The 25,593-nt window shown below is 74.6% G+C and carries 19 protein-coding genes; 6 read left to right on the top strand and 13 right to left on the bottom strand.

The window, feature by feature from the left end; genetic code table 11:
* Nucleotides 1-9 precede the first annotated feature (9 nt).
* Complete coding sequence (locus ABD978_RS35960) at nucleotides 10-1,386, bottom strand: LVIVD repeat-containing protein (protein WP_345364661.1); 1,377 nt, start codon at nucleotides 1,384-1,386, stop codon at nucleotides 10-12.
* Nucleotides 1,387-1,624: 238 nt separating this feature from the next.
* On the opposite strand from ABD978_RS35960, the gene ABD978_RS35955 reads away from it, so the two are divergent.
* From ABD978_RS35955 to ABD978_RS35935, 5 genes are all read left to right on the top strand, one after another.
* Nucleotides 1,625-2,812 (top strand): beta-1,3-glucanase family protein, encoded by a 1,188-nt coding sequence (locus tag ABD978_RS35955; RefSeq protein ID WP_345364815.1) that lies wholly within the window; start codon nucleotides 1,625-1,627, stop codon nucleotides 2,810-2,812.
* Nucleotides 2,813-3,281: 469 nt separating this feature from the next.
* On the top strand, nucleotides 3,282-4,091 hold the full coding sequence (locus ABD978_RS35950) for an SDR family NAD(P)-dependent oxidoreductase (protein WP_345364659.1): 810 nt from the start codon (nucleotides 3,282-3,284) through the stop codon (nucleotides 4,089-4,091).
* Nucleotides 4,092-4,126: 35 nt separating this feature from the next.
* A complete protein-coding gene (locus tag ABD978_RS35945; protein WP_345364657.1) occupies nucleotides 4,127-4,852 on the top strand; it encodes a FadR/GntR family transcriptional regulator in 726 nt (241 codons plus the stop codon).
* Entirely contained in the window at nucleotides 4,849-5,994 is a 1,146-nt protein-coding gene (gene dgoD, locus ABD978_RS35940) for a galactonate dehydratase (protein ID WP_345364655.1), read from the top strand. Before ABD978_RS35945 ends, dgoD begins: the two co-directional genes overlap by 4 nt.
* Nucleotides 5,995-6,178: 184 nt before the next feature.
* The gene (locus ABD978_RS35935; protein ID WP_345364653.1) at nucleotides 6,179-7,201 is read left to right on the top strand and encodes a sugar kinase; all 1,023 of its coding nucleotides are present in this window, start codon (nucleotides 6,179-6,181) and stop codon (nucleotides 7,199-7,201) included.
* 165 nt (nucleotides 7,202-7,366) lie between these two features.
* Here ABD978_RS35935 and ABD978_RS35930 read toward each other — a convergent pair whose 3' ends face one another.
* The 8 genes from ABD978_RS35930 to ABD978_RS35895 all read right to left on the bottom strand — a co-directional run bounded on the left by ABD978_RS35930 (nucleotide 7,367) and on the right by ABD978_RS35895 (nucleotide 19,379).
* On the bottom strand, nucleotides 7,367-8,026 hold the full coding sequence (locus tag ABD978_RS35930; protein WP_345364651.1) for an NAD(P)H-binding protein: 660 nt from the start codon (nucleotides 8,024-8,026) through the stop codon (nucleotides 7,367-7,369).
* 58 nt (nucleotides 8,027-8,084) lie between these two features.
* The gene (locus ABD978_RS35925) at nucleotides 8,085-9,011 is read right to left on the bottom strand and encodes an NADP-dependent oxidoreductase (protein ID WP_345364649.1); all 927 of its coding nucleotides are present in this window, start codon (nucleotides 9,009-9,011) and stop codon (nucleotides 8,085-8,087) included.
* 103 nt (nucleotides 9,012-9,114) lie between these two features.
* Nucleotides 9,115-10,932, bottom strand: coding sequence for a TRAFAC clade GTPase domain-containing protein (locus ABD978_RS35920; protein WP_345364647.1), 1,818 nt, complete (start codon nucleotides 10,930-10,932; stop codon nucleotides 9,115-9,117).
* 4 nt (nucleotides 10,933-10,936) lie between these two features.
* Complete coding sequence (locus tag ABD978_RS35915) at nucleotides 10,937-13,309, bottom strand: GAP1-N2 domain-containing protein (RefSeq protein ID WP_345364645.1); 2,373 nt, start codon at nucleotides 13,307-13,309, stop codon at nucleotides 10,937-10,939.
* A complete protein-coding gene (locus tag ABD978_RS35910; protein WP_345364643.1) occupies nucleotides 13,306-14,463 on the bottom strand; it encodes a TRAFAC clade GTPase domain-containing protein in 1,158 nt (385 codons plus the stop codon). The genes ABD978_RS35915 and ABD978_RS35910 overlap by 4 nt, the downstream gene beginning before the upstream one ends.
* Before the next feature lie 85 nt (nucleotides 14,464-14,548).
* Nucleotides 14,549-17,095 carry a SaeA-related protein gene (locus ABD978_RS35905; RefSeq protein WP_345364641.1) on the bottom strand — a complete coding sequence of 849 codons (2,547 nt, stop codon included), beginning with the start codon at nucleotides 17,093-17,095 and terminating at the stop codon, nucleotides 14,549-14,551.
* A 9-nt stretch (nucleotides 17,096-17,104) separates the two neighbouring features.
* Nucleotides 17,105-18,724 (bottom strand): Hsp70 family protein, encoded by a 1,620-nt coding sequence (locus ABD978_RS35900; RefSeq protein ID WP_345364639.1) that lies wholly within the window; start codon nucleotides 18,722-18,724, stop codon nucleotides 17,105-17,107.
* Between the two features lies 1 nt (nucleotide 18,725).
* Complete coding sequence (locus tag ABD978_RS35895; RefSeq protein ID WP_345364637.1) at nucleotides 18,726-19,379, bottom strand: nucleotide exchange factor GrpE; 654 nt, start codon at nucleotides 19,377-19,379, stop codon at nucleotides 18,726-18,728.
* Nucleotides 19,380-19,758: 379 nt separating this feature from the next.
* Between ABD978_RS35895 and ABD978_RS35890 the strand changes: the two genes are divergently transcribed.
* Entirely contained in the window at nucleotides 19,759-21,189 is a 1,431-nt protein-coding gene (locus ABD978_RS35890; RefSeq protein WP_345364635.1) for a WS/DGAT/MGAT family O-acyltransferase, read from the top strand.
* A gap of 55 nt (nucleotides 21,190-21,244) precedes the next feature.
* On the opposite strand, the gene ABD978_RS35885 is transcribed toward ABD978_RS35890, so the two are convergent.
* The 4 genes from ABD978_RS35885 to ABD978_RS35870 form a co-directional block, all read right to left on the bottom strand.
* Nucleotides 21,245-21,862, bottom strand: a complete 618-nt coding sequence (locus ABD978_RS35885) for a GTP-binding protein (protein WP_425550806.1) — start codon at nucleotides 21,860-21,862, stop codon at nucleotides 21,245-21,247.
* Nucleotides 21,843-22,205: a DUF742 domain-containing protein gene (locus ABD978_RS35880; RefSeq protein ID WP_252778214.1), complete on the bottom strand. Its 363-nt coding sequence runs from the start codon at nucleotides 22,203-22,205 to the stop codon at nucleotides 21,843-21,845. Before ABD978_RS35880 ends, ABD978_RS35885 begins: the two co-directional genes overlap by 20 nt.
* An 82-nt stretch (nucleotides 22,206-22,287) precedes the next feature.
* Nucleotides 22,288-22,692 carry a roadblock/LC7 domain-containing protein gene (locus tag ABD978_RS35875; RefSeq protein ID WP_345364631.1) on the bottom strand — a complete coding sequence of 135 codons (405 nt, stop codon included), beginning with the start codon at nucleotides 22,690-22,692 and terminating at the stop codon, nucleotides 22,288-22,290.
* Nucleotides 22,692-25,547, bottom strand: coding sequence for a sensor histidine kinase (locus tag ABD978_RS35870; protein WP_345364629.1), 2,856 nt, complete (start codon nucleotides 25,545-25,547; stop codon nucleotides 22,692-22,694). The genes ABD978_RS35875 and ABD978_RS35870 overlap by 1 nt, the downstream gene beginning before the upstream one ends.
* Between the last annotated feature and the right edge of the window lie 46 nt (nucleotides 25,548-25,593).

The following is a 25,593-nucleotide window of genomic DNA, read 5'->3' as shown; positions in this document are numbered from 1 at the left end:
TTATGCGGCTCAGTGCACCTCGGGGCGCAGGATGTCGATGCCGCGATTGTTGTCCGCGACGTACAGGTATCCCGCGTGCCAGTACGGCGCCCACGACATCGCGTCGGCCGGCCGGTAATAGGCCACCTGCTTCGGATGGGCCGGGTCGCGCACGTCGAGGAGACGGGTCCCCTGCGTGTAGAAGGACTGCGCCAGGAGGTCGTGGTGGACGTCGAAGTAGTGGGCCGAGCAGTCGTCGGTGTCCGTCCGGCTACCCTCCTGGCCCGCCACGCTCCACGTCCCGACCGTCCGCAGGCGGAACGGCTCCTCCGGCGTCGAGCGCCAGCCCTCGCCGTCGTACGAACCGCGCAGTGAGGCGATCACCAGCCGGCCGTCGTCGGCGCAGCCGGGGTTGAACGCCTCCTCGGTGATGTAGACGAGGTCGCCGTGGCCCGGCGCCTCATCGGCGGTGGAGCCGACCGGCCGGAAGGAGTTGTGCATGAACCTCGACGGCGCGGCGGTCTCGCTGACACCGCCGCCCGCGTACGGCACCGGGTCCCAGGCGCGCGCCACGCGCGTCGTGCGCCGGACGGGGTCCCAGTGGCGCCCCTGGGTCCAGTAGCCGCGCACGCCGCCGGCGCCGGACGCCCACGTCACCCCCGTCGCGTCGACCTGGATGTCGTGGACGTAGTCGGTCTTCCCGTCGTCGCGGCCGAGCTCGATCGGCTGCGGGAACGTCCGTGGACGGCGGGGGTCCTGTACGTCGGTCACCCAGACCGGGCGGCCGCCCCAGTCGGCGGGCATCCAGTCGGCCCTGGCGGGGCCGCCCGTCCACAGGTAACGGCAGCCGTCGACGCAGCTCGTCGTGTGCCCGGCGGGGACCTTCTCGTACGCCTGCTGCACCGGCTTCGCGGGGTCGGCGAGGCTCACGATGTAGATCCCGGACTCGCCGGTGTGCGTGTTGCCGCCGAAGGCGCGCGGGTCGCGGGCCATGAAGACCAGCTTTCGCCGCGGGTCGGCCTCGGTGTCCTCCGTCTCCCACATGCCCGGCATGGACAGCGCGCCGAGGGCCTTCGGCGCGGCCGGGTCGGTCACGTCGTATGTCTTCAGCCCGAAGGTCCCGGAGACGTACATCACCGTGCGGTGCCCGTACGTCAGGAAGCCGAGGGAGATCGCGCCCTTGGCGTCGGGAAGGGTGGCCGCGAGGCGCACTCCCTTGACGGCGGCGGAGGGCGGCAGCGGGACGGAGCGGATCTGGTGGGAGACGACGTCCTGCTGGACGGCGGGCTCGCTCGTCCGGGTCTCGTCGTCGCCGCCGGGTGGGCAGGCGAGGGCGGGGCCGGCCATCGTGACGACGGCGGTGGCCGCGGCCAGGACGGACAGGGACAGGGTGCGCGGGGTTGTCACATCTCTCCTCGGGGGCGGTCTGCGACGCCGCAGGCCGCGAACGGCCTGCGGCGCCGTGGCACGCCCGTCCATCCTCGCCGGACGGCGGCTCCCCGCCCTGTTCCGCCGCGTCCTCGTTCATCACGTCCTTAACCAAACCTGAAGCGGGCCTTAAGCACCTGCCGCGGCGGTTCCCCGGCCGCTTCGCTGAACGCCGGACGCGGTCTCAGGACAGGAGAGGGAACTCGTGCACAGCAGAATGATCGGCAGAAGGTCGTTCCTCGCGTCGACCGCCGCTCTCGGCGCACTCGCGTTCGGCGGCGGAACGACGGGATGCGCGCCGTCGTCGCGGGCCCGGAGCACGGCGGCGACCACAGGCGGCCTGCCGCTGACCGCGGTGAACCGGACCGGCAGGTACGCCGACGCGTCGATCCACATGTACGTCGTCGGGGTGGACCCGGCGACCGGCGCCCAGGGGCACGTGACGGCGGACGGCGCGTTCGTCCCGTGCACGGCGTCGGACAACGGGCCCGGCGGGTTCACCGACTACGCCATCCCGTTCCGGGACTCCGGCGAAGCGACCGTCGTCCTGCCGAAGATGTCGGGCCGGGTCTACTTCTCGATCGGCGACCGGCTGCGGCTGAAGGTCGTCACCGACGGGAACGGCAGGCCGGCCCTGCAGTATCCGGCGGGCTGGGTCGGCGCGGACCCGAACTACCGGATCCTCCACGACTGGATCGAGTTCACCCACAACGACGCCGGCATGTTCTGCAACACGACGATGGTCGACATGTTCAGCGTCCCGCTCGCCATCCGGCTCGCGGGCACCCGTACCCGGACCACCGGCACCCTCGTCGACGGGGGCCGGGACCGGATCTTCGCCGCGGTGGCCGCGCGCCCGGAGTTCGCCCGGCTGGTCGTCGGGGACCGGCTGCGGGTCATCGCGCCCGGGCACGGCGTCGAGGCCGGTCTCTTCCCGGCGGATTACTACGATTCCTACATCGACGCGGTCTGGAATGAGTACCGGCGCACGCCGCTGACGGTCCGCACGGACGCCGGCACGTACACCGGGACGGTCACCGGGGAGCGGCTGTCCTTCACCGGCGGGGCCCGGACCCCCGCGTCCATCGCCCGGCCGTCGACCCGCGACGTGCTGTTCTGCGACGGCGCGCTCGCGGCGCCGAACGACGGCGTCACCGGGCCGGTCGCCGCGATCCTCGGCGCCGCCTTCAACCGGTCGACCCTGCTCTCGGAGCCGCGCCAGCCGGCCGCGGACCCGGCCCGGTACTACCGGGTGCCGGTGACCAACCACTACGCCCGGGCGATGCACCAGGCGAGCGCGGACGGCGCCGCGTACGGCTTCGCCTTCGACGACGTGGCCGGCCACGCCTCCTACATCCAGGACGAAGCGCCGACGTCCGTGACGGTGACCCTCACGCCGTTCTGAGTCGGCACCTACATGGCCGGAACCGGTCACTGTGGGATTCAGGGGGCGAAACGCCGCCCGTGCCCCCACATCGGGTCCCGGCCGGTCGCGGGCGGCGGTCCGCCCGTCACCGTACGTTCCGTGTCGGCGCAGGTCGGACGCCGTGTCCCCGCGCCCGGCCGCCACCGGTCGCGGCGGGCTCCGCCGTCCGGGAGCCGCCGCGGCGGCCCGGCCCCGCGTCCGCGCCGCCCGTCCCGTCCGGCAGGACGGGACGGCGGATCCCCTGGTTCGGGGATCAGCGGCCGTTCGTCTTCCTGTTTGAATCAGGGACCGGGGAGATGGAGGGTGCCGGTGACGGAGGAGGCCGCGGTCATGAGGAAGACGACGTCCGGGCGGGTGGGCCGGTGACCGCGAGAGCCTCCGGCGCAGGAGGTACGCCCTCGGTCCCGGGACGGCCGGCGACCGGGTGCCGCGCGGGACGGTGGGGCCGATGACCGCCGGGGGAGCCCCCGGCACGGACGCCGCGCCCTCGGTCCCGGGCGAACCGGCGCCCCGGCGGTACGCCGGGCGGGTCGGCCTGGTGACCGGGGGAGCCTCGGGTATCGGCGCCGCGACCGCGGTCCGCCTCGCGGCCGAGGGCGCCGCCGTGCTGATCGTCGACGTGTCCGCCGAGGGGGAGGCCGTCGCGGCGCGCGTCCGGGAGGCCGGGGGCCGGGCCAGGTACCTGGCCGGGGACGTCAGCCGGGAGGACACCTGGGACCGCGCCGCCCGCGTGGCGGAGGAGGCGTTCGGCCCCGTCGACGTCCTCGTCAGCAACGCGTACGTCGTGGACGTCGCACCGGCCCACGAGCTGTCCCCGGAGTCCTGGCGCCGCCAGATCGACGTGTGCCTGACGGCGGCGTTCCTGGGCGCGCGGCGGCTCCTGCCCGGCATCGCCGAACGCGCCGGCGCCATGGTGATCACCTCGTCGGTGCACGCCCTCGTCGGGCTGCCCGGTCACCCCGCGTACGCCGCCGCCAAGGGCGGGCTGGTCGCGCTGACCCGGCAGCTCGCCGTCGAGTACGGCCCCGCCGCGCGGGTCAACTGCGTGATCCCCGGCCCGATCATGACCGCGGCCTGGGAGCGGGTGGACGAGACCGACCGCGCGAAGAGCGTCCAGGCCACCGTCCTGCGGCGGTTCGGCGAGCCGGAGGAGGTGGCCGCGGCGATCACCTACCTCGCGTCGCCGGACGCCTCCTTCGTGACCGGCGCCGCCCTCACCGTGGACGGCGGCTGGAGCATCGCGCGGGACTCCGCGTGAGGGGCCGCGCCGGCGAACGGGACGGTGGGTGACCCGTGGCGTTCTACGGTGGCCGCGGGCTGCACGGTCAGACCGTGGAGGCCGTCGCCAACATGATCTTCGCCGGGGAGTTCCAGGAAGGCGACGGCATCGACGTCGCCGGCCTGCAGAAGCGGCTCGGCGTGAGCTCCACGGCGCTGCGCGAGGCGCTGAAGGTGCTGACGGCCAAGGGCCTCATCCTCGCCCGGCCCAAACGCGGCACGTTCGTCCGGCCCCGGTCGGACTGGAACCTCCTGGACGGCGACGTCATCCGGTGGAAGTTCGCCGCCGGGCCGGACGACGCCTTCCTCCGCGACCTGCACGAGATCCGGTCCATCATCGAGCCGAGCGTCGCCGGGCTGGCCGCCTTCCGCCGCGACACCGTCCAGCTCATCGCCCTGGAGCGGGCGCTGCAGCGGATGGAACGGGCGCGCGGGGACACCGAGGTGACCGCCGCCGACGTCGAGTTCCACCGCGCGCTGCTCGTGGCCACCGGCAACGAACTGCTGATCCGGATGGACGTCATGATGGGCGCCGGCCTGGCCGGTCGCGACGCTCTGGTGCACGGAGTGGTCGGCGGCGCCGACGCGATCCCGAACCACCGGGCGGTCCTGGAGGCCGTGCGGGCCGGCGACGGCGACGCCGCCGAGGAGGCCATGCGGGCGCTGCTGCTGCGCGCCTGGCGGGATCTGCACCGCGTACGAGGCGAACACGGCGGGATTCGGGGCAGAGCACAGGAATGAAGATCGCCAAGATCGAGACGTTCCTCGTCCCGCCCCGATGGCTGTTCTGCCGTGTCGAGACCGACGACGGCCTCGTCGGATGGGGCGAGCCGGTCGTCGAGGGCCGCGCCGAGGTGGTGCGGACGGCCGTCGACGTGCTCGCCGAGTACCTCATCGGACGTGACCCGCTGCGGATCGAGGACCACTGGCAGGTCCTGACCAAGGGCGGGTTCTACCGGGGCGGCCCGGTGCTGTCGAGCGCGGTCGCCGGGCTGGACCAGGCGCTGTGGGACATCGCGGGCCGGTGTTACGGAGCGCCGGTGCACCGCCTGCTCGGCGGACCGGTGCGCGACCGGGTCCGCGTCTATGCCTGGGTGGGCGGCGACGAGCCCGCCCGGCTGCGGGAAGCGCTCACCGAGCAGGTGGAGGCCGGATTCACCGCCGTGAAGATGAACGCCTCCGGCCTGCTGTCCAGCATGCCCACCGCGGCGGAGATCGGCCGGATCGTCGAACGCGCCGAGGTCGCGCGGGAGGTGCTCGGCCCTGCCCGCGACTTCGCCCTCGACGCGCACGGCCGGGCGACCGTGCCCGCGGCCCGCCGGATCCTCGCCGCCGTCGCGCCGTTCCACCCGATGTTCGTCGAGGAGCCCGTCGCCCCCGAGCACCTGTCCCGGCTCGGTGACCTGGTGAGCGGCACGACGGTGCCGGTCGCGCTCGGCGAACGGCTGTACTCCCGCTCCGACTTCCTGCCCGCCCTCCAGGCGGGGCTGTCGATCGCCCAGCCCGACCTCTCACACGCCGGCGGGATCTCCGAGACACGGCGCATCGCGGCGGTCGCCGAGGCGTACGACGTGCAACTCGCGCCGCACTGCCCGCTGGGTCCGATCGCGCTCGCCGCCAGCCTGCAGGTCGCGTTCGCGACGCCGAACTTCCTGATCCAGGAGCAGAGCGCCGGCATCCACTACAACACGGACGCGGACCTGCTCGACTACGTCCTGGACCGGGCCCCGTTCACCTTCGTCGACGGGTACGCCGTACGGAACGACCTGCCCGGTCTCGGCGTCTCGGTGGACGAGGCGGCGGTACGCGAGGCCGACCGGCGGCCGCACGCCTGGCGCAACCCCGTATGGCGCCACGACGACGGTTCCCTGGCCGAGTGGTGAGCGAGGCCATGGCGCCCCGGACCGAGCGAGGCCGTGGCACCCTGGACGGCGTGACAGGGCAGGGCATGACGGCGCACGGACCCATCGACCGGACGACCGACCGAGCCGACCGGATGACGGACCGGACAGGGGACCGGTCCGGTTGGGCGCTCGGCCGGACCGACCCCCTCTCGGAGCGCAGGACATGAGCATGACGCGGCGGCGGGCCGCGGCGGGGGGCCGCCGGCCCACCGGCCGTCAGGATGACATCGCCCGCACACTCGAGGTCGTCACCATCGGCGAGGCCATGGCCGCCCTGCGCGGCGACGGCCCGCTCCGGCTGGGCGGCCCGCTCACCCTCTCGATGGCCGGCGCCGAGGCGAACGTCGCGATCGGACTCGCCCGCCTGGGCCACCGTGTCCGGTGGGCGGGTGTCGTGGGCGCCGACGAACTCGGCGAGCTGGTGCAGCGCACCCTGCGGGCCGAGGGCGTCGACGTGGGAACGGTACGGCAGGACCCGACCGCGCCGACCGGCCTGCTCCTGCAGGAGCATCGGGTGGCCCACGTCACGCGCGTGCACTACTACCGATCCGGTTCCGCCGGATCGGCCCTGCGCGCCGACGACGCCGACGCCGCGCTGCCCGCCGCCGAACCGGCCCGGTTCCTGCACGTCACCGGCATCACCCCCGCCCTCGGCCCCGATCCGCGCCTCGCGGTCGAACGCGCCGTGCGCCGCGCCCGCGAGGCCGGCACCCGGATCTGCCTGGACGTGAACTACCGATCCCGGCTGTGGTCGCCCGACCTGGCCGCCCGGGTGCTCGGCGAGCTCCTGCCCTGCGTCGACGTCCTGATCGCCTCCGAGGACGAGCTTCCGCTCGTCGCGGGCGGGGAGACCGGCGAGGAGCGTGCGGCCGGCCAGCTCCTCGATACCGGGATCGGCGAGGTCGTCGTCAAGCACGGTGGCGCGGGGGCACGGGTCTGGTCGGCCGCCGGCGCCGTACGGATGCCCGCGCGCACCGTCCCGGTGACCGGGACCGTCGGCGCCGGTGACGCCTTCACGGCCGGCTACCTGTCCGCCGTCCTCGACGACCTGCCGATCGAAGACCGGCTCGACCGTGCCGTCACCGTCGGAGCCTTCGCGGTGGCCGCCGCCGGGGACTGGGAGGGCCTGCCCACCCGCGCCGAACTGCCGCTGCTGTCCGCGCCCGACGGCGGCACCATCCGCTGACGCTCCGGGCCGGGTGTGCCGCCGGGGACCGGGAACCGCGCCTGACGCTCCGGGCCGGACCGCGTGCCGCCGGGGACCGGGAACCGCACTGCCCGGAACGGCGCGGCCGTCCGCGTCCCACGGCGGCGCCGTCCGGTGGCGCGCCGGGCCGGACGGGGCGCGCCCTCAGGCTCGGGCGGCGGCGCGGACGGCGTCCTCGATCGGCGTGTCACCGCCGACGAGTTCGAGGGTCCGACCGGCGGTGCCAGGGGTGTCGAGCAGCGCGGCGACCACCCGCGCCACGTCGGCGCGGGTCACCGTACCGCGCGGCACGGACTCCTCCAGCCGGACGCGGCCGGTCGCCGGGTCGTCGGTCAGGCCGCCCGGGCGCAGGACCGTCCAGTCCAGGTCGCGCCCGCGCAGGTCCTCCTCGGCGGCCGTCTTGGCCGCGATGTAGGCGGCCCAGACGTCGTCGCGACCGGGCTGCGGCGGCCTGCCCGCGCCCATCGAGGAGATCTGCACGAACCTGCGGACCCCGGCCCGCTCGGCCGCGTCGGCCAGCAGCACCGACGCGGCGCGGTCCACGGTGTCCTTGCGGGCGGCACCGCTGCCCGGCCCCGCGCCCGCCGCGAACACGACCGCGTCCGCCCGGTCCAGGTGGACCGCGACGTCCTCCAGGCTCGCGGACTCCAGGTCGCAGACGACCGGGGCGGCGCCGGTGGCCGCGACGTCGGCGGCGTGGTCCGGGTTGCGGAACAGGCCGACGACGCCGTCACCGCGCGCAGCCAGCAGCTCTTCGAGAAGGAGGGCGATCTTGCCGTGTCCTCCCGCGATCACGATTCTCATGCGCTTCCCAACGTGCCGATGCCCTGAAGATCTTCCCTCGGCCCGCCGGCCGGGCTCCTCACCCGATCTCCAGCACGATCTTCCCCCGGGTGTGGCCCTCGGCGCTCAGCCGCTGTGCCTCGGCCGCCTCGCCCAGCGGGAAGGTCTTCGCGACGGCGACGTTCAGCCGCCCGTCGTCGGCCAGGCCCGCGAGCGCGGCGAGGTCGGTCGGATCCGGCCGGACGAAGACGTACCGTCCCCCGCGGTCCCGGACGGACGGGTCGATGATCGACGCCCAGCGTCCCTTGTCGGTCAACAGCCCCGGCGTGACGTCGATGGCCTCGCCGCCCACGAGGTCGAGGGCGGCGTTCACGCCGCCCGGTGCCAGGCGACGCACCTCGTCCGCGAGGCCCGGCCCGTACGCGACCGGTTCGGTGCCGAGCTCGCGCAGGTAGTCGTGGTTGTGCGGGCCGGCCGTGCCGATGACGCGGGCGCCCTTGGCGCGGGCGATCTGCACGGCGAACGAGCCGACGCCGCCGGCGGCCGCGTGGACGAGCACGGTGTCGTCGGGAGTGATGGCCAGGGCCTTCGTGAGCGCCTGGTAGGCGGTCAGCCCGGCCAGCGGGAGCCCGGCGGCCTCGGCCCAGGACAGTCTCTTCGGCTTGCGGCCCAGCGTGCGCAGCGGAGCCGAGACCAGTTCGGCGTACGTGCCGCGGCCGATGTGGTCCTCCCGGACGTACCCGATGACCTCGTCACCGGGGGAGAACTCGCTGACGGCCGGGCCGACCCGCTCGACCACGCCCGCCATGTCCCAGCCGGGGATGACGGGGAAGTCCGTGGTGAACAGACCGTCGAGGTTCCCTTCCCGGATCTTCCAGTCCACCGGGTTCACCCCGGCCGCCTTCACGCGTACCAGCACGAAGTCCGGTCCGACCTTCGGATCGGGCACGTCGGTGAGTTCGAGTACGTCCGGGCCGCCGTAGCGGTGCATCGTTATCGCTTTCACACCACCAGCCTTACCAGCGTCCGCTCGCTAACACCTCGATCGGCGCCGGGCCGCGCCGGGAGCGGCCCCTTCCGGGGCCGGCCCGGCGTGGAGCGCGTCGTCCTCAGCGGAACCGGGCGTAGCCGGCCAGCCCCAGCAGGAGGAGTGCCGTGGGGCCGAGCACGACGAGCGCGGTCAGCAGGACACCGCGGCCCAGTTGGTACGTGAGGGGAACGAGCCGTTCGGACCGGCCGGGGGCGCGCCACGAGCCCCGCCCTTCCGCCGCGCCCGCCCCTGCCGCGTCCGATCCCGCCGCGTCCGACCCCGCCGCGCTGGGCGGTTCCGCCGTGCCCGGTCCCGCGGCGCCTGACCGCTCCGTGGTGGCGGGTCGGTCGTCGCGGGCCCGGCCCGGGGAGTCCGCCGGGCCGCGGTCCTGCCCGTCGATCGGCAGCCCGACCGCCCAGCCGAACAGGTCGGCGAGGGCGGCCGACGGGGTGTCGAGGCCGGAGGCGAGGTAGCGGACGTGCCCGGCGGTGCGGTCGAGCGTGCGGATCGTGTTGCCGAGACCGACGCCCTCCAGCCAGCCGCGAACGTCCTCCTCGACGTCCCGGCCGACCGACGTCCGGCGCAGGACGTCGGCCTTGGTGACGACCACGGCGATGCGACGGTGCCGGCCCTGGTCGGCGCGGGAGCGCAGGTCGGCCAGCAGCCGCTGCAGCGTGTCGGCGGGGTCCTCCTCGGACGTCGCGGTCGCCTCGACCAGCAGCCGTTCCTCACGGGACAGCGCCGGGCGCAGCTCGGGCAGGGCGAACGGGTCGATGACGAACAGCAGCGCCTCGCCGTGGTCGAGGTAGCGCAGCCGCTCGACCCGCGTCGCCCCGGTGTGCAGCTCACCGGCCGGGTCGAACAGGTAGAGGATCCGGTGGCCCGCGGGCAGCGTCACGTCCAGCATCGTCGCGGCGGGCAGCTCCGGCCCGGTCTTGGCCAGGCGTCCGCCGGCGTCGAGTTCGGCCAGGGCGTCGGCGTAGGCGCCCGCGTCGCGCGCCTCGACGAACTCCGCGCGCCCACCGGACGCGGCGGCGCCGGCGCGCAGCGCCCGTACCGCCAGGAACATCAGCGTGGTCTTGCCGGCGGCGGGCCCGCCGACGAACGGCAGCGGCTCGACCCGCGCCCGGCCGATCCGCCCGGGCAGTGGGCGTCCGCAGTGCGGGCAGTAGGCGCTGAGCCGGAACCGGCCGAGCAGGATCGTCGTGGGCAGCCGGGCGCCGCACCGGCAGACGTGCCGGAACGCGCCCAGCCGGTTCGGGACCAGCCGGAAGTGCCGCGCGTCGCAGTTCGGGCAGGCGTACGCGGGCAGCGCCAGCCGCTCGTAGCAGCCCGGATGGGGACAGGCGACCAGGATCCGGCGGTAGGCGGTCCAGAGCCGCTCGACCGTCCCGAGCACCAGGACGCAGGCCGACCAGGCGACCAGGCCGGCGCCCGCCACCGACACGGTCACCACGGCGAAGGCCACGGCGGCGACGGCCAGCGGCAGGGCCGACAGCAGGATCCCGGCGCACAACCCGAGCCAGATCGGGAACACGGCGAGCCCCTGGGGGAGAGGCAGCATCCGCGCCGTCAGTGTGGTGACGGCCCCGCGCGCCTCCGCCAGGCACCAGGGGATCGTCCGGAGCGTCAGCGTCCGGGCGTCCCGCCAGACCTGGTCGAGGAGGTACTGCGGGTACACCGGGTCCGGCGCGTCGGCCGCCGGCCGCGGCACGGCGGACGGCCCGTCCAGCCTGACGGCCGTCAGGGTCCGCCACGCGACGACGGCGAACCGGCCGATCCCCGCGCCGGTGGCCGCGACCAGGGCGACCGGTACGGCGACCGGGACGACGAACACGAACTCGACCCATACCAGGCCGACCCAGAGGCAGAACAGCAAGACGTAGACGACGGGCATCGCGTCACGCCCCCCGCCGCGCACGCCGCCATGCCGCGGCCAGTCGCGGGTCGCGGTCGGTGAGCGCCGACTCGACCTGCCGCCGGGCGAACCTCCCCAGCCCGTCCGCCCACGCCGCGATGGCCGCGACGGCCACACCGGCCTCCGTGAGGCGCGCCTCGACCTCCGCCAGGTCCGTGCGGCCGTGCCGGTCCAGGCCGGCGGCCGGCCAGGGTTCCGCCAGGTCGTCGCGTACGGTGTCGGGCGCCGCGACGAGCATCCGGGCCCGCGCCGCGGGCGAGCGGCCGGCGAAGACGCGGGAGACACCGGCCAGCGCGCGTTCGTGCAGCGGCTCGCCCCGCCGCAACGTGGTCAGGAATACGGCGACGTCCTCCTCGGAGCCGACGCGCAGCGCCCGCTCGTAGGTCAGGACCATGCGCGCCGCGCCGGCCAGGGTCGGCAGCCGGTCATGGATCAGCCGGGCGAGCCGTACGCCCTCCTCGGCCTCCAGCGGCAGGCCGTCGAACACCCGGCGGGGCAGGGCGCGCAGGACGGCGAACCGCCGCATCGCCGGGCCCAGCCGTTCCACCAGCCACCGGCACTCCGGCACCGTCGGCGGCTCCGTCCACAGCACGCCGAGCAGGTCTTCGATGTCGGGCAGGCCGTGAGGTTCGAGCTCGACCAGCGCGGCGGTGGCCGTCAGGCGGTCGGCGCGCGCGGACAGGACCAGGCCTCCGGTGCGCGGGGCACGCGTCCAGTCCCGGTCGCCGAGCGCGGCACACGCCTCGGGCGTCAGCATCGCCCGCCGGACCGCCGAGGCGCTCGCCTCCAGTCCGGTCACCACGCCGGAGGCCATCGCCTCCCGCCAGAGCGGCGGAGTCGCCTCGACCGCCGCGGCCACGTCACCCGCGCCACGCCGCGCGCAGGCGGCCGCCGCCGCGACCAGATGGTCGGCGTCCACCGCGCCGCCGACCTGGACCGCGAGGTCGACGACCCCGGCGAGCGCCCGCAGGTCCGGCGCTCCGGTCATCGCCGTCCGGAAGTCCTCCGGCAGCCCGTCGCGCAGCCGTACCCCGGTCAGCCGCGGCCGTAGCGCCGGGTCCGCCAGGGCCAGCCGGACACAGCACTCGGCCGCCTCCGGCACCGCGTCCGCGAGCGCCGCCGCCAGTTCGAAGCCGACCGCGGGCAGCGCGGGCCGCAGCGACGGCCAGGTCCAGCCGGGCACCCCGCGGGCGCGGACCAGTCCGGCGGCCACCGCCTGCTCGCCGGCGGAGACGGCCGTGTCCCCTCGGCACAACGCGAGCAGCGCCGCCGCGCCATCGAGCGCGGACACCCCGCCGCCCCGGAGGTGAGGAGAGCCGCCCGCCGCGCCGTCGGGCGAGGGGACCTCCCCGTTCCGCGCGGGACGCGCGCCGCCCGCCGCCGCGGAGCCGGCCGAGGGGACCTCCCCGTCCTGGAGGTGACGCGGCGCGCCCGCCGTACCGCCGGGCGAGGAGGTCTCCCCGTCGGTGGAGCGCCCGGAGCCCCGGGAGCCCCGCGCCGCCGCGTCCTCGAGAGCGCCGGGACCCTGCGGTCCGTCGGCGATCAGCTCCCCAACCGCGTCGATGCCGTCCAGGTCACCGGTCCGCCAGCAGTCCGTGATCACCCGCGCGAACCGGCCCGGCCGCGCGCCGTCCGGGGCGAACGGTTCGTCGAGGCGGAAACCGCCGTCCGGGCAGGCGGCCGGGACGGTGCCGACGATGACCTGCGGCGCGGCGTCCGGGGCGGCGGCGTACGTCGTGAACGAGAGCTGCGCCGCGAGGTCCGCGGGCAGCGAGTACGACGTCACCGCGATCCACCGGGCGACGACCTCGACGTCCTCGGCGACCAGGACCACCCGGCCGTGGCCCGCGTCCACCACCGTGGCGACGGCGTCGAGGAGCGCGGCGAGGCGGTCGTGCGCCCGCTCGCCGCCGAGCCGTCCGACGAGCGTCTCCGGGTCGAACGCCGTGCCGGGCGTCAGGACGGCCGCCGCCGGATCGTCCGCCGGCACGGCGGCGTCCCACAGGGGGGAGTCCCAGAACTCGATCGGCCGCAGCCCCTCCATCTCCTCCGGAGTGGCCACGATCGCCTGTCCGAGGAAGTTGCCGTACCGGCCCGAGTAGTCGCGGCCGGTGTACCGGCAGCGGGCCAGCACGGCGTACTCGTCCGCGCGGCCGTAGGTCAGCGCGGTGGGGAAGCCCGCCAGCTCCTCGGGGCCCGGCGCGGACGGCGCCCCCGGCGGGGGCCGGTACGCCATGTACGAGGTGACCGCGCCGATGACGTCGGGCGGTGTGTCCGGGCTCATCTCGACGAACTGGAAGCCCGATCGGCCCGTCGGCCCGCGCTCGACCGAGGTGTAGTCCAGCCGCCAGATCATCCGCGGGCCCCGTCGAGCATCCCGAACCGGTACAGCAGCCACAGCAGCGGATCCTCGACGCGGTACGGACGGATGCCCCCCGTACCGACCGCGCCGTCGCGTGGCAGACCGCCCAGCGCGGAGACCCCGAACAGGCCGTACTCGGCGTACTCGTGCCCCAGGTAGCGGTCGAGCTCCCCGGCCTGCCAGTCGTACAGCAGCGCGCGGACCTGCTCCTGCACGGCCTCCCGGTCGTCCAGGTCGAGCGCGTCGGTCCGCTCGCGGTGCCGCTGCAGCGCCCCGTCGAGCGGCAACGCGTCGACCTTGGTGAGCGCCACGGCGGCGGGGACCGGCAGCCGCCTGCCGTGCGGGACGTCCCGGCCGGCGCGCAACAGCTCGGTGACCCGGGCGATGACGTTGACGGGGTCGCCGTCCGGGTCGCCGTCCCCGGTCTTCAGCTCCAGGGGGTCGATGAGGAAGATGATGGCGTCGGCCGCCGCGAGGTAGCGCAGGTGCAGGTCGGTGACGTCCCGGCTGCGCAGGTCCTCACCCGCCGTGTCGAACAGCACCAGCGTCAGGGACATGTCCCGCTGCCGCAGGCGCCGGCGCCGGGTCCGGGTGAGGAGGTACACCAGCGGGTCGCGCGGCGTCGTCACGGCGCTGGCGGTCGCGGGCAGCAGCCGCCGCTCCCCGAACAGCGGCCGGTGGAAGTCGCGCTTGTAGCGCTCGATCGTGCGGTCGTCGCAGGCGACGAGCGAGGTGCCGAGCTCCGCGCCGATCCGGTGTGACAGCTCGTGCAGCAGCACCGAGATGTAGGTGCTCTTCCCGGAGTTCTTCGCGCCGACGAGGGCCACGATCTTGCCCGGTGTCTCGCAGTACGCCGCGGGCAGCGGGTTGTGGCACTCCGGGCACGCGCGGCGGGCCGTGGTCCGCCCGCACTCGGGGCAGGCGGCACGGCGGACCGGAGCCCGGCCGATCAGCAGGCGCGCCGGCGGCTCCGGCGGGCCGAAGACCGGGGGCAGCGACGCGGCCGCCGCGGACCCGGTGTAGGCGGCCAGCCGCTCGTCGAGCCGCGGCGCGCAGCCGGGGCCCCGTCCGGGACCGCCCGCGCAGCGGAACGCGATCCGTTCGCGCTCCACCCGCGCGAAGCAGTAGGGACAAGTGATCGACGGCATCAGCCCTCGCGTTCCGGTCGAGCGTCGCCCCGCCCGGAGGCCGTGCGGGAGCCGGGGCGGTCGTGTCCCGCGTCGTATCCCATCCTCAGCCCACCTTCAGGTGGCGGACCGGGGGGTCGCGCAGGTCGATTGTGTCGTCTTCGGCGAAGCAGCGCAGCCAGTACGGCCGGGCCAGGCGCGGCAGCGCGACCTCGAGGCGCGCGGGCACGTCGACGTCGTCCCAGGTCATCACCGTCCGGCCGTCGCCGGGCCGCTGCGGCATGGGACCCGACCTGGTCACCAGGACCAGCCGCCGCAGGCGTACGGGGACGGCGGCGGACAGGGTGACGGTCAGCGGGCCGCGCAGGCGGGGGCGGCGCACCTCGTAGCCGACGGCGGTGCGGCCCGGCACCACGGTGGTCACGGGCGAGCCGGTGACCCGCCGTCCCCGCGCCGTCCCCGCCGCGGCGACCTCGATGGTGACCGTCTCGTCCGCGGGCGCCGGGAGGCGCACCCCGCCGTGGGCGTCGTACCCGGCACGGCCGACGGGCAGGCGGCGCGCGTCGCCGGTGCCCGACCACCAGGCGACCTCGACCTCGGTGACGTCCGGCGGCCAGTCGAACCCCAGGATGATCATCTCGCCGCGCCGCTGGGCGATCAGTTCGCGTGGGGGCGTCAGGCTCACGTGCTCGCGGTACGCGCCGACGGTGGCGAGGTCCCCGGCGACCGACACGGACAGCAGCACGCCCGGGCCCGTCTCGACCGTGAGGCCACCCGGAGCGGGGACCGCGCGCAGCACCCGGCCCACCCGCCGAACGTCCTCCAGCGGCAGGGTCGTGCCGGGCGGCCAGGGCGGCGGCCCGTCCATCGCGACGAGCTCGACCTCGCCGTCGGCCGGCGGGTCGAAGGTGACGACGAGCCGCCCGGCGGGGTCGTGCTCGACGTCGAACCCGGTCACGGGGCCGGGCCGGGCGGCGGGCGTCGCGGCGGCGTGCACCCCGGCCGTCACGGTCTCCCCGCCGTCGGCGCCGAGGTACGCGGCGGCGATGCGGTAGTGGTAGGTCGTCCCGTTGCGCACGGTCTCGTCGCGGAAACCGGTGCGCGCCGCCGGGACGGGCGTGCCGTCCCGGGTCACGATGACGCGGATCGCCTCGGGCGGGCAGGACCACCGGGCCGCGACCACGCCGTCCGCGGCGGTCACGGTGACGTCCGCCGGCTCGGGACGCACGAGGACCGGCCCGGCGACCGCGGGCGCCGACGCCGCCGAGCCGCGTACGGCGAACACCGCGTAGTAGACGGGCGCGTTGAGGGGAGGCGCGGGGTCACGGGCGTGCGCCGCCTCCGCCGCGAGCCGCTCCCCGTCACCGGGGTGCCGGGGGACCCGCCCCAAGCAGCGCAGCACCACGTACCCGATCTCACCGACGCGGGACGGTGACGGCGACCAGGACAGCGCGACGGCGGCGCCGTCGACGGCCGCCTCGAGCCGTCCGGGCGCCCGGGGCGGCAGCCCGGCCTGCAGTTCGGCGGCGCCGGGCAGGTCGCCGACCAGCCGCAGCGCGTCGGCGAGCCGCAGCCACGCCCCGTCGGGGTCGGACAGCAGGAGGGACGCCGCCTCCTGGCGTAGCGCCGTCGCCGCGGCCACCCGCCGCCGCGCCTCGTCCGCGAGGACCCGTGCGTCGTCCACCAGGGCCCGCCCGTCGCCGGCCGGCTCGCCGGCGAGCTCGGCCAGTTCGGCGGCCGCCTGCACCTCGCCCGCGTCGATGAGGTCGCGCAGCCGCGCGGTCAGACCGCCCGCCGGGGCGGTCTCCCGCCGGATCGCGAAGACCAGGCGGCGCGCGTCGTCGCGGTCCACCCCGAGCTCGTCGGCGGCGTACCGCAGCAGCGCGCCCTCCGAGGCCCGCTGCTGGTGCCGTGCGCGCAGCCGCGCCACGACGTCGTACCGCACCAGCTCCGCCAGCCGGGCGCCGACCTGACGCACCGCGACCAGGACCGTGTCGGCGTTGGTGCGGTTCCCGTCGTGCGGCCGCCGGCTCCACTGCTCACCGACCCGCTGTGCCGCGGGCCGCAGGTCGGGGGTCCCACCGAGGACGCGGCCCGCGTGCGGCTCGCCGGTCAGGAACTCGCGCAGGTGCCGCAGGCCGAGGGCGTCCAGCGCGTCACGGGCCCGCGCGTACCCGGCGTAGGGCGGTGCGGCCGGCAGCGGGTCCGGCTCCCGGATCTCGATGCCGGCGGCGCGGGCGACGTCCGCGGCCTCGCCGCCGATCTCCCGCAGGTCGGCGGGTGACAGCATGCGCAGGTCCCCGGCGGCGTCCAGCAGCCGGTCCCGCAGCTCGGCACGGCGGCGTCCGGCCCGGTCGCCCGCGGCGGCGATCTCGGCGCGCAGCGGCGCCAGGTCGCCCGCCGCCGCCCGCTCGAACAGCGGCGCGAGCCTCAGGTGCTCGCCTTCGAGACGGTCGACCAGCCGGCGGAACCGCAGCTGGCCCCGTGCCTTGCGCCAGCAGGTGCGCACGCGTTTGACCCGGTCGGCCACCTCGCGGGCGACCAGCGGATCCGGCAGGGCGTACCGCAGGCGCAGGTCGTCGGGCGGCTGGTCCCCGGCCGCCCGGGCGGGCTCCAGCACCTCCCGGACATAGCGCCGTTCGTCAAAGACCACTAGGCGGCCCTAGTCGACGCGTATGTGGGCCAGGTCGGTGCGTGACTGGTGCACCTCTTCGTCGGACATGCCGCCGACCCGTACCTCGAGCGTGAGCTCCTCGGTGGTCTCCTTCTCCACGGCCGTGACGTGCAGCAGCCCGGAGGTGTCGAGGGCGAACGTCACCTCGATGGGCCAGCCGGCGGGTTTGCCGGGCGGGATCTTCAGCTCGCCGTCGGCGATGGGCGTGTTGTGGGCGACCTCGGTCGATTCCGTGCTGCCCGCCTGCTCGACCACGATGATCTTGACGATCGTCTGGTCCTCCTCGACGGTGCCGAACTCGCGGGTCTTGCCGCGGGGAAGTGCGTCATTGGCGTGCACGAGGTGGACGACGTGCTCCTGCTCGGTGTCCGGGTCCAGCGCGATGATGCCGAACGCGCGGGAGGCCACGGTCGTGATCTGCCGGGCCGCCATCCGCTCCTGCTCGGTCTCGGACAGGCCGGCCCGGGTCGCCAGGTCGAGCGCCTGGTCCGTCTCGCCCTTGGCCAGGAGTTGACGGTAGGTCTCCTCGAAGGCGTACAGCGCGGCGCCCTTGGCGACCGCCAGGTCGGGGTCCTGCAGGCGAGGGCTGAGGGCCAGCTCGCCGGCCAGCCGCCGCTGCACGGCGGGCATCTTCGTGGAGCCGCCGACGAGCACCAGGTCGTCGTAGTCGGACACGCCCTTGCTCGCCGCGGTGGCGAGCGTGCGGCCGGTGATCTCGATGGTGCGGTCGAGCAGGTCCTTGGTGATCTCCTCGAACTTGTCGCGGGTCAGCTCGACCGTCGCGACCCGGCCCTCGTGCATGACGCGGACGACGTGCCGGGTGCGCAGCGACAGGGCCTTCTTGGCCTCCTCCGCGTCGTGCCGCAGTTGCTGCTCGGTGTGCTTGTCGTCGAGGGGGTCGCCGACGTCGGGGTGCTCCTCGGCGAACCGTCCGGCGAGGTACTCGACGACCCGGGCGTCCCAGTCGGCGCCGCCCAGCTCGTGGTCGCCGTCGGTGCAGACCACGGAGATGTCGCCGCCGCGCAGGGTGATGACCGTGGTGTCGAAGGTGCCGCCGCCGAGGTCGTACACCAGGATCGTGCGGTCCGCGGACCCGCCGTCGGCGTCCTCGCCGTCGGCGGCCGTCGAGGGGTTGAGCACGCCGTACGTGATGGCGGCGGCGATCGGCTCGGAGATGATGTCGATGACGTTCAGGCCGGCGATGCGGCCGGCCTTGCGTGTGGCGTCCCGCTCGGCGGCGCCGAAGTAGGCCGGCACCGTGATGACGACGTCGCTGACCTCCTCGCCGGTGGTCGACGTCGCGTCGGCCACCAGCTTGCGCAGGACGAACGCGGAGATCTCCTCGGGGGAGTAGTCCCGCTCGTGCAGCTCGCGCGGCACCTCGTGGCCCATGTCCCGCTTGATCAGGCTGACCACCAGGTCGGGGAACAGCACCGCGGTGTCCTTCGCCGGCGCGCCGACGACGACGTTGTCGGCCGACTCGAAGTAGACGACCGACGGCGTCGTGTCGGTGCCCTCCATGTTGCGCAGCACGGCCGGGCGGCCGACGTCGTCGATGCGCGCGATGCACGAGTGGGTCGTGCCCAGGTCGATACCGTAGACAGCCATCTCAATCTCCTCCGACGGGTTCGGCCGCCACCCGGGCGACGATCACCTCGGCACGTCGTGCGATCCGGTCACCTCGGACGAAGCCGGCCCGCTGCACCCTGGCGACGGTGCCGTCGAGCTCCGCGTCGTCCACGTCCTGGACGCCCGCCGGACGGTGCCGCGCAGGGTCGAACGCCTCACCGGCCGCCACGGGCATCCGCTCGACGCCGGTGCGGGCGAGCACCTCGGCCAGCTCGTCGGCGATCGCCGCCAGCAGCACCGGCGTGTGGGCCGCGTCCACCGTCTCCCGCTCGGCCTCCCGCCGCACCAGGTCGTAGAGGCGGTACAGCGCCGCGCGTACCGGCTCGAACGCCGCCTGCAGCTCGCCGTGGCGCAGCCGCTGGTTGTCCTCGTACAGCCGGTCGATGACGCGCTCGCGGTGCGCCGCCCGCTCGTGCTCCCGGCCGACGGTCTCGGTCAGCCCGGCCAGCAGCGAGCGGATCTCGTCGAGCGACGCCGCGCCGGACGGCCCGGGGCCGCCGGGCGACCCGCCCCCGGCCGGCGGAGCGCCGGCCCCCTCGCCGGGGGGACCGCCGGGCACCCCGGCGGACCGGCCGGCGTCGCCGGCCGGCGGGGAGCCGGTCCCACCGATGGGGGACTGGGGGTCAAGGGGCATGGTCTCGCACCATAACTCTGAGTGAGCAGGGACGTCAGCCCATTCTCCCCATCACCGGAAGCGGGCACCACCCTTCCGGGAAGTTCGGTGTCGCCACCCGTCACTTTTCCGCGCCCACCGGCCCGGCATTACGCCTCAGACCTGGCGTTAATCACAGACAGTGATATCTCACCTGAACAAGCGATGTATCGCGACAAATCAGTGCACTGCGTTTAGGGCGGCAGACGACGCTGATGGCGGATTATGCAGGCGTTCGTGAGGTTTGACTTTCTCGCCCGCGCCGAAATATCGAGAAGGACGAAGGAGACGACCGGCCGTCGGGCGTCCGGTCCGGGGGCGCCGCGAGCGCCGGCGGCGGGGTGAGACGAAAGGTCGGCCGATGCGCCAGCTCAGTGCCCTTGACGCGCAGTTCCTCAACGTCGAGTCGCGGGGCACGGTCGCGCACATCGCCGGCCTGGCCGTCCTGGACCCCAGCGGGGCGCCGGGCGGCCGCCTGACCCTCGACGACCTGATGGAGCTGATGCGCCGGCGCCTTCCACTCGTGCGGCAGTTCCGCTGGCGGCTGGCCGAGGTGCCCCTCGGACTCGACCACCCGTACTGGATCGAGGACCCGGACTTCGACCTGGAGTACCACGTCCGCGAGATCGCCCTCCCGGAGCCGGGCGACGACCGGCAGCTCGCCGAGCAGGTGGCGCGGCTGCACCAGCGACCGCTGGACCGGGCCCGCCCGCTCTGGGAGATGTACCTGGTGCAGGGCCTGCGCGGCGGCCGGATCGCGCTGTACGCCAAGATCCATCATGCGCTCATCGACGGCGTCGCCGCCGCGCAGATCGTCGCCGCCCTGCTCGACCTGGAACCCGAACCGCGTCAGGTGGACGTCGCCGACCGCTGGCGGCCCGAGCGTCCCCCGGGCGCCTGGAGCCTGCTGGCCGGCGCGGCCGCCCGCGCCGCCGTGCATCCGCTGCGCACGACCGGGGGGCTGCTGCGCGCGGTCCCCTTCCTCGACACCTTTCCCTTGGTCGGGCGCCTGCCCGGGGTCGGCGTCCTCACCGGCGCGCTGCGCACGGCCGCGCGTACGGGCGAGGTCCCCCCTCAGGCGGACCTGACCGCGCCTCGGACGCCCTTCAACGGAACGGTGACGCGGCACCGGCGGGTCGCGGTCGGCTCGCTGCCCCTGGACGAGGTGAAGAAGGTACGGCACGCGCTGGGCGTGAGCGTCAACGACGTCGTGATGGCGCTGTGCGCGAGCGCGCTCCGGCGCTGGCTGATCGACCACGACGCCCTGCCCGGCCGGCCGCTCATCGCGGCGGTCCCCGTCTCCACCCGCTCGCTCGACGACGACGCCCACGGCAACCAGGTGTCGGCCATGTTCACCCCGCTGCCGACCCACCTCGCCGATCCCCGCGACCGGATCGCGGAGACGCACGCCACCATGACGACGGCCAAGCGGCGTCTCGTCGCGACGCCGGACCGCTGGCTGGAGGAGCTGACCGCGGTGGTCCCCCCGGCGTTCGGCGGCCTGGCGGCGCGGGCGCTGCTCCGCCTGGCGCCCTCCGCCGTTCCGCCGATCAATCTGGTGATCTCCAACGTCGCCGGACCGCAGTTCCCGCTGTACCTGTGCCGGGCCGAGGTCCTCGCCTACCACCCACTGTCGGTCGTCAGCGACCTGAGCGGCGGCCTGAACATCACCGTCTTCTCCTACAACGGCAACCTCGACATCGGCCTGACCGCCTGCCGCGAGATGGTCCCCGACGTCTGGAGGCTCATCGACCACCTCGCCGACGCGCTCGAAGAGCTGAAGCGCCTGTAGCGCGGGCCGTCCGCAGGAGCCCGTGAGCGCTCACCGGCCCGGTGAGCGAGGGCCGCTACCGGATCACCGCGCCGGCCTGGCGCTGACGCTCGGCCATGACGGCCAGGACGTGCTCCACGAGAGCGATCAGGACCTGCTTGCCGGACTCGCGCCGACGTACGTCGCAGAGGATCACCGGCACCCTGGGGTCCAGGTCCAGCGCCGCGCGGATCTCCTCGGTGTCGTAGCGGACCGCGCCGTCGAAGCAGTTGACGCCCACGATGAACGGGAGCCGCCGCCGCTCGAAGTAGTCGATCGACGGGAACGAGTCGGCGAGGCGGCGGGTGTCGGTGAGGACGACCGCCCCGAGGGCGCCGAGGGCCAGCTCGTCCCACATGAACCAGAACCGGTCCTGGCCGGGCGTGCCGAACAGGTACAGGACGAGACCGTCGCGGATGGTGATACGGCCGAAGTCCATCGCCACCGTGGTCGTGGTCTTGCGCTCCACACCGGAGGTGTCGTCGATGCCGACGCTGCGGTCCGTCAGCTGTTCCTCGGTGCGCAGCGGCTTGATCTCGCTGACGGCACCCACCAGGGTCGTCTTACCAACGCCGAATCCGCCCGCGACGAGGATCTTCACGGCGAGCGGCATGGCGGCAGCGCCCCGTGAGGGGTCAGAGCGCCTGGAGTCCATTGAGCACTTCCTTCAAAACCCGTTCATTGGGAAGACGGTTCTCTGTTTCAGGACGGCGTACGACGATCAGCCCGAGGTCGAGCAGGTCCCCCAGCAGGACCCGGACGACGCCCAGGGGGAGCTTCAGCTTCGCTGAGATCTCCGCCACCGACAGCGGGCGTACGCACAGGTCGAGGATGGCGACGTGCTCCGGGCCGGCGTTCGGGGGGGCGAACGTCGACGTCGCCGCCGTCGCGATGATCGCGATGAGGTCGAAGCCCTCACGCGAGGCTCTGGTACGGCCTCGCGTGAGCGCGTAGGGCCGGACGACCGGTCCGGCCTCGTCGTCGAGCCATTCGCTCATTCAGCCGTCCCGCCTGATGGGCGATCGCCGGGCGGTCGCCGCCGCCCGGCGCCCTCTGTGGTCTCCGCGCACCATCGCGGCCTCACGATTCCACGGCCGAGCGAGGCAGCGTCGACATGTGCTGGCCGACGCGCTTGACCAGCATCGCCATCTCGTAGGCGATCATGCCGACGTCCGCGTCGGCGCCCGCCAGCACAGCGAGACAGGCGCCGGAGCCGGCCGCCGTGACGAACAGGAACGCGTGGTCCATCTCGACGATCGTCTGACGCACGCCCCCACCGCCGAACTGGCGTCCGGCGCTGCGGGCGAGGCTCTGGAAGCTCGCGGCGACCGCCGACAGGTGCTCGGCGTCCTCCCGCGTGAGGCCGGCGGACCCGCCGACCAGCAGGCCGTCGCTGGACAGCACCACCGCCTGCCGCACCTGCGCGACACGGTTGACGAGGCTGTCCAGCAGCCAGTTGAGTTCCCCCGCAGAACCCGCTGACATCAGATGTCCTCCTCTTCGTGATGGGTGGCGGGCTGCTCGGCGTCCGAGCGGCCGCGCAGCCATCCCTTCTGAATGGAGCTCAGCATGGTGCGGAGCTCTTCCGGCGAACGCTCGTTGCTGGTCGCATTGTTCACGGGCTCGACCTCTTCGCGAAGCTGGGGGGCCAGGTTCGCCTGCCGGACCCGGCGCGGGAGGGCCGGCCTGGTTCCGGAGGTCGAGGGCTCGGCGGTCGCGCCGGGCGACGCGGCCGCCTCGGGCCGGGCGGCCGCCGCGGGCTCGTCGGTCGGTTCGAACAGCGAACGGCCCGGTGCCCCACCTTGCCGGGTCGGCAGCGGCGGCCGGTCGTCGCCGACCGACGGCCACTGATCGCTCCGCGCGCCGGGCTGCGTGCCGCCCAGACCCGTGCCGTCTTCGTACGACGTCGCGCCCGTGGAGTACCCGCCTGTGTCCGTCATTCCGGTGGAGTAACCGCTCGATTCCGTCACGCCGGGGGAGTACCCGCCTGATCCAGCGGAGTATCCCCCCGTTTCAGGCGAGTAGCCGGTCGTTCCGGCCTCGTAGCCGTCCCCGGCCTCCGGCCCCTCGCCGTACGCGGTGGGGAGGGCGTCGTGGCCGCCGAGGTCCGCGGCGTACGGGCTCGACCCGTAGGCGGAGGGGAAGGATCCCGTGTCCGGACCCGTCTCCTGGCCGGCGGTGTCCTGCGACCGCGCGTCGGAGCCGCGGGAACCGCCGCCGCCGTACGGCTTCGCGTCGTACGGACCGGTCGTGTAGGCGGCCTGCGAGCCGGTGTCGGAGCGGCGCTGGGGGAGCGGCGGCCGGTCGCCCCGGATCGCCTGGATCGGCCCGGTGATCGGACCCGTGATGGGACCGGTGTCGGTGGGGCGGGTCGGCGCGCCGATCGCGCCGATCGGGACCAGGGCCTCCTCGCCGCGTCGCGTGGTCGCGGGACCGGACTCCAGCTCGGGCCGCTCGTTGCCGCCGACGACGATCGCGTCGGGCAGCAGCACGATGGCGGTCGTCCCGCCGTACGGCGAGGTGCGGAGCGTGACCTGCACCCGGTGCCGCTGGGCCAGCCGGCCGACGACGAACAGGCCGAGCTGGGCGCTGTTGGACAGGTCGAAATCCGGCGGATTCGTCAGCCGCTCGTTGGCACGGTCGAGGCTGGCCTGGTCCATGCTCAGGCCCCGGTCCTCCACCTCGAACGCGAAGCCGTGCGCCACCGTCTGACCCGTCACCTGGACGGTGGTGTCCGGCGGGGAGAACAGCGTCGCGTTCTCGATGAGCTCGGCGAGCAGGTGGATGAGGTCCGCGACCGCGGGGCCGGCGACGGCCACGCGGGGCATGGCCGACACGTTGACCCGCGCGTAGTCCTCCACCTCGGCCGCGGCGGCACGGGCGACGTCGACGACCGGGACCGGGTTGCGCCAGCCACGGCCGGGCGCCTGCCCGGACAGGATGATGAGACCTTCCGCGTGGCGCCGCATGCGGGTCGCCAGGTGGTCGAGGCGGAACAGGTCGTCCAGCTCGTCGGGTTCGGTGACCCGGCGCTCCATGGAGTCCAGGAGGTTGAGCTGGCGGTGCAGCAGCGCCTGGTTGCGGCGCGCCAGGTTGAGGAAGACCTCGCTGATGCTGCGGCGCAGCGCGGCCTCCTCGACCGCGCCCTGGATCGCGGTGCGGCGGGCGGCGTTGAACGCCTGGCCGACCTGGTCGATCTCCCGGGTGCCGAAGGACAGCGGCGGGGCCTCGGCGCCGACGTCGACGTCCTCGCCGCGGCGCAGCCGGCGGATGACGCTGGGCAGCCGCTCATTGGCCAGGTCGAGGGCCGCGCGGCGCAGGCCGGTCAGGTCGCGGATGACCGAGCGGCCCACCCACAGCGACAGGATGAGCGAGGCGATGACCGCGAGCAGACCGAGGGCGCCGGCCAGCGCGACGTTCCGGATGATGCCGTCCGAGATGGGCTTGGCGCGCTGGGCGGCGCTCGCCGACGAGGACAGCTCGAGGCCGCGCAGTCGCGTCAGGATGGAGGTGACCTTGATCTTCCACTTGACGTCCATGCCGGCCAGCGGGTTCGGGGCCGGCTTGCCGGCCATCCCCGCCATCCCGCCCGTGCCCGAGCGGGACTCATGCGGCATGTTGTCGGTGAACTGGTCCTCCAGCGCCTGCAGGCCGGTGTACTCGGGCGTCGAGACGATCCGCTGGTAGTAGGCGCGGTCGGCGGGGCGCAGGTCGGGGACGACCTGGTCGTAGAGGCTGCGCTGGGTCCCGACGAGCTTGGTGAACTCCACGTGCTCGGGGAACGTCAGGCGACCGGTGGCCAGCGCGCCGGCCAGCAGCGCGTCCTCCTGGGACAGGATCTCCCGCGCCCGCGCCAGGGCGACCTCGGTCTTGGCGTCCTTGGTGACGTCCGGGTCGCTCAGCGTCGACAGCGACGACTGCAGGGCGATGATGTCGGAGATCGTGTCGGAGTAGTCGGACAACGCCTGCATGCGGCTCGTCCTGCCGCTGTCGATCGCCCGCCGCTTGGCCTGCAGACCGTCGAGGCGCGCGAGCACCTCGTGCGTCCACTGCCGGGCCTGGGCGTTGGCGTACTTCTGCGCGCCGGCGTCGGTGGCCAACCGGCGGAACAGGTCGGCCTGCCGGTCCGTGACGAGGCGGCCGGACTCCATCGACGCCCGGTCGCCGGCGGACTTGCTGCCCAGGAAGACCACCGACAGCCTGCGCTCCTGCTCCAGGGCGCTGCCCAGGCCTCCGGAGGGGTAGTTCAGGTGGTCCTGGATCGTGTTGACGTGCCGGAGGTTCAGGCCGTCGCCCAGGGTGATGTCGGCCGCGAACGCCCACAGAGTGGTGAGTGACACCAGCGGGACGATGAGCAGCAGAACTATCTTGAAGCGGACTGACCCG

The organism is Actinoallomurus liliacearum, assembly GCF_039542035.1.
Classification (GTDB): domain Bacteria; phylum Actinomycetota; class Actinomycetes; order Streptosporangiales; family Streptosporangiaceae; genus Actinoallomurus; species Actinoallomurus liliacearum.
This window is presented reverse-complemented; position numbering and strand designations above follow the sequence as displayed.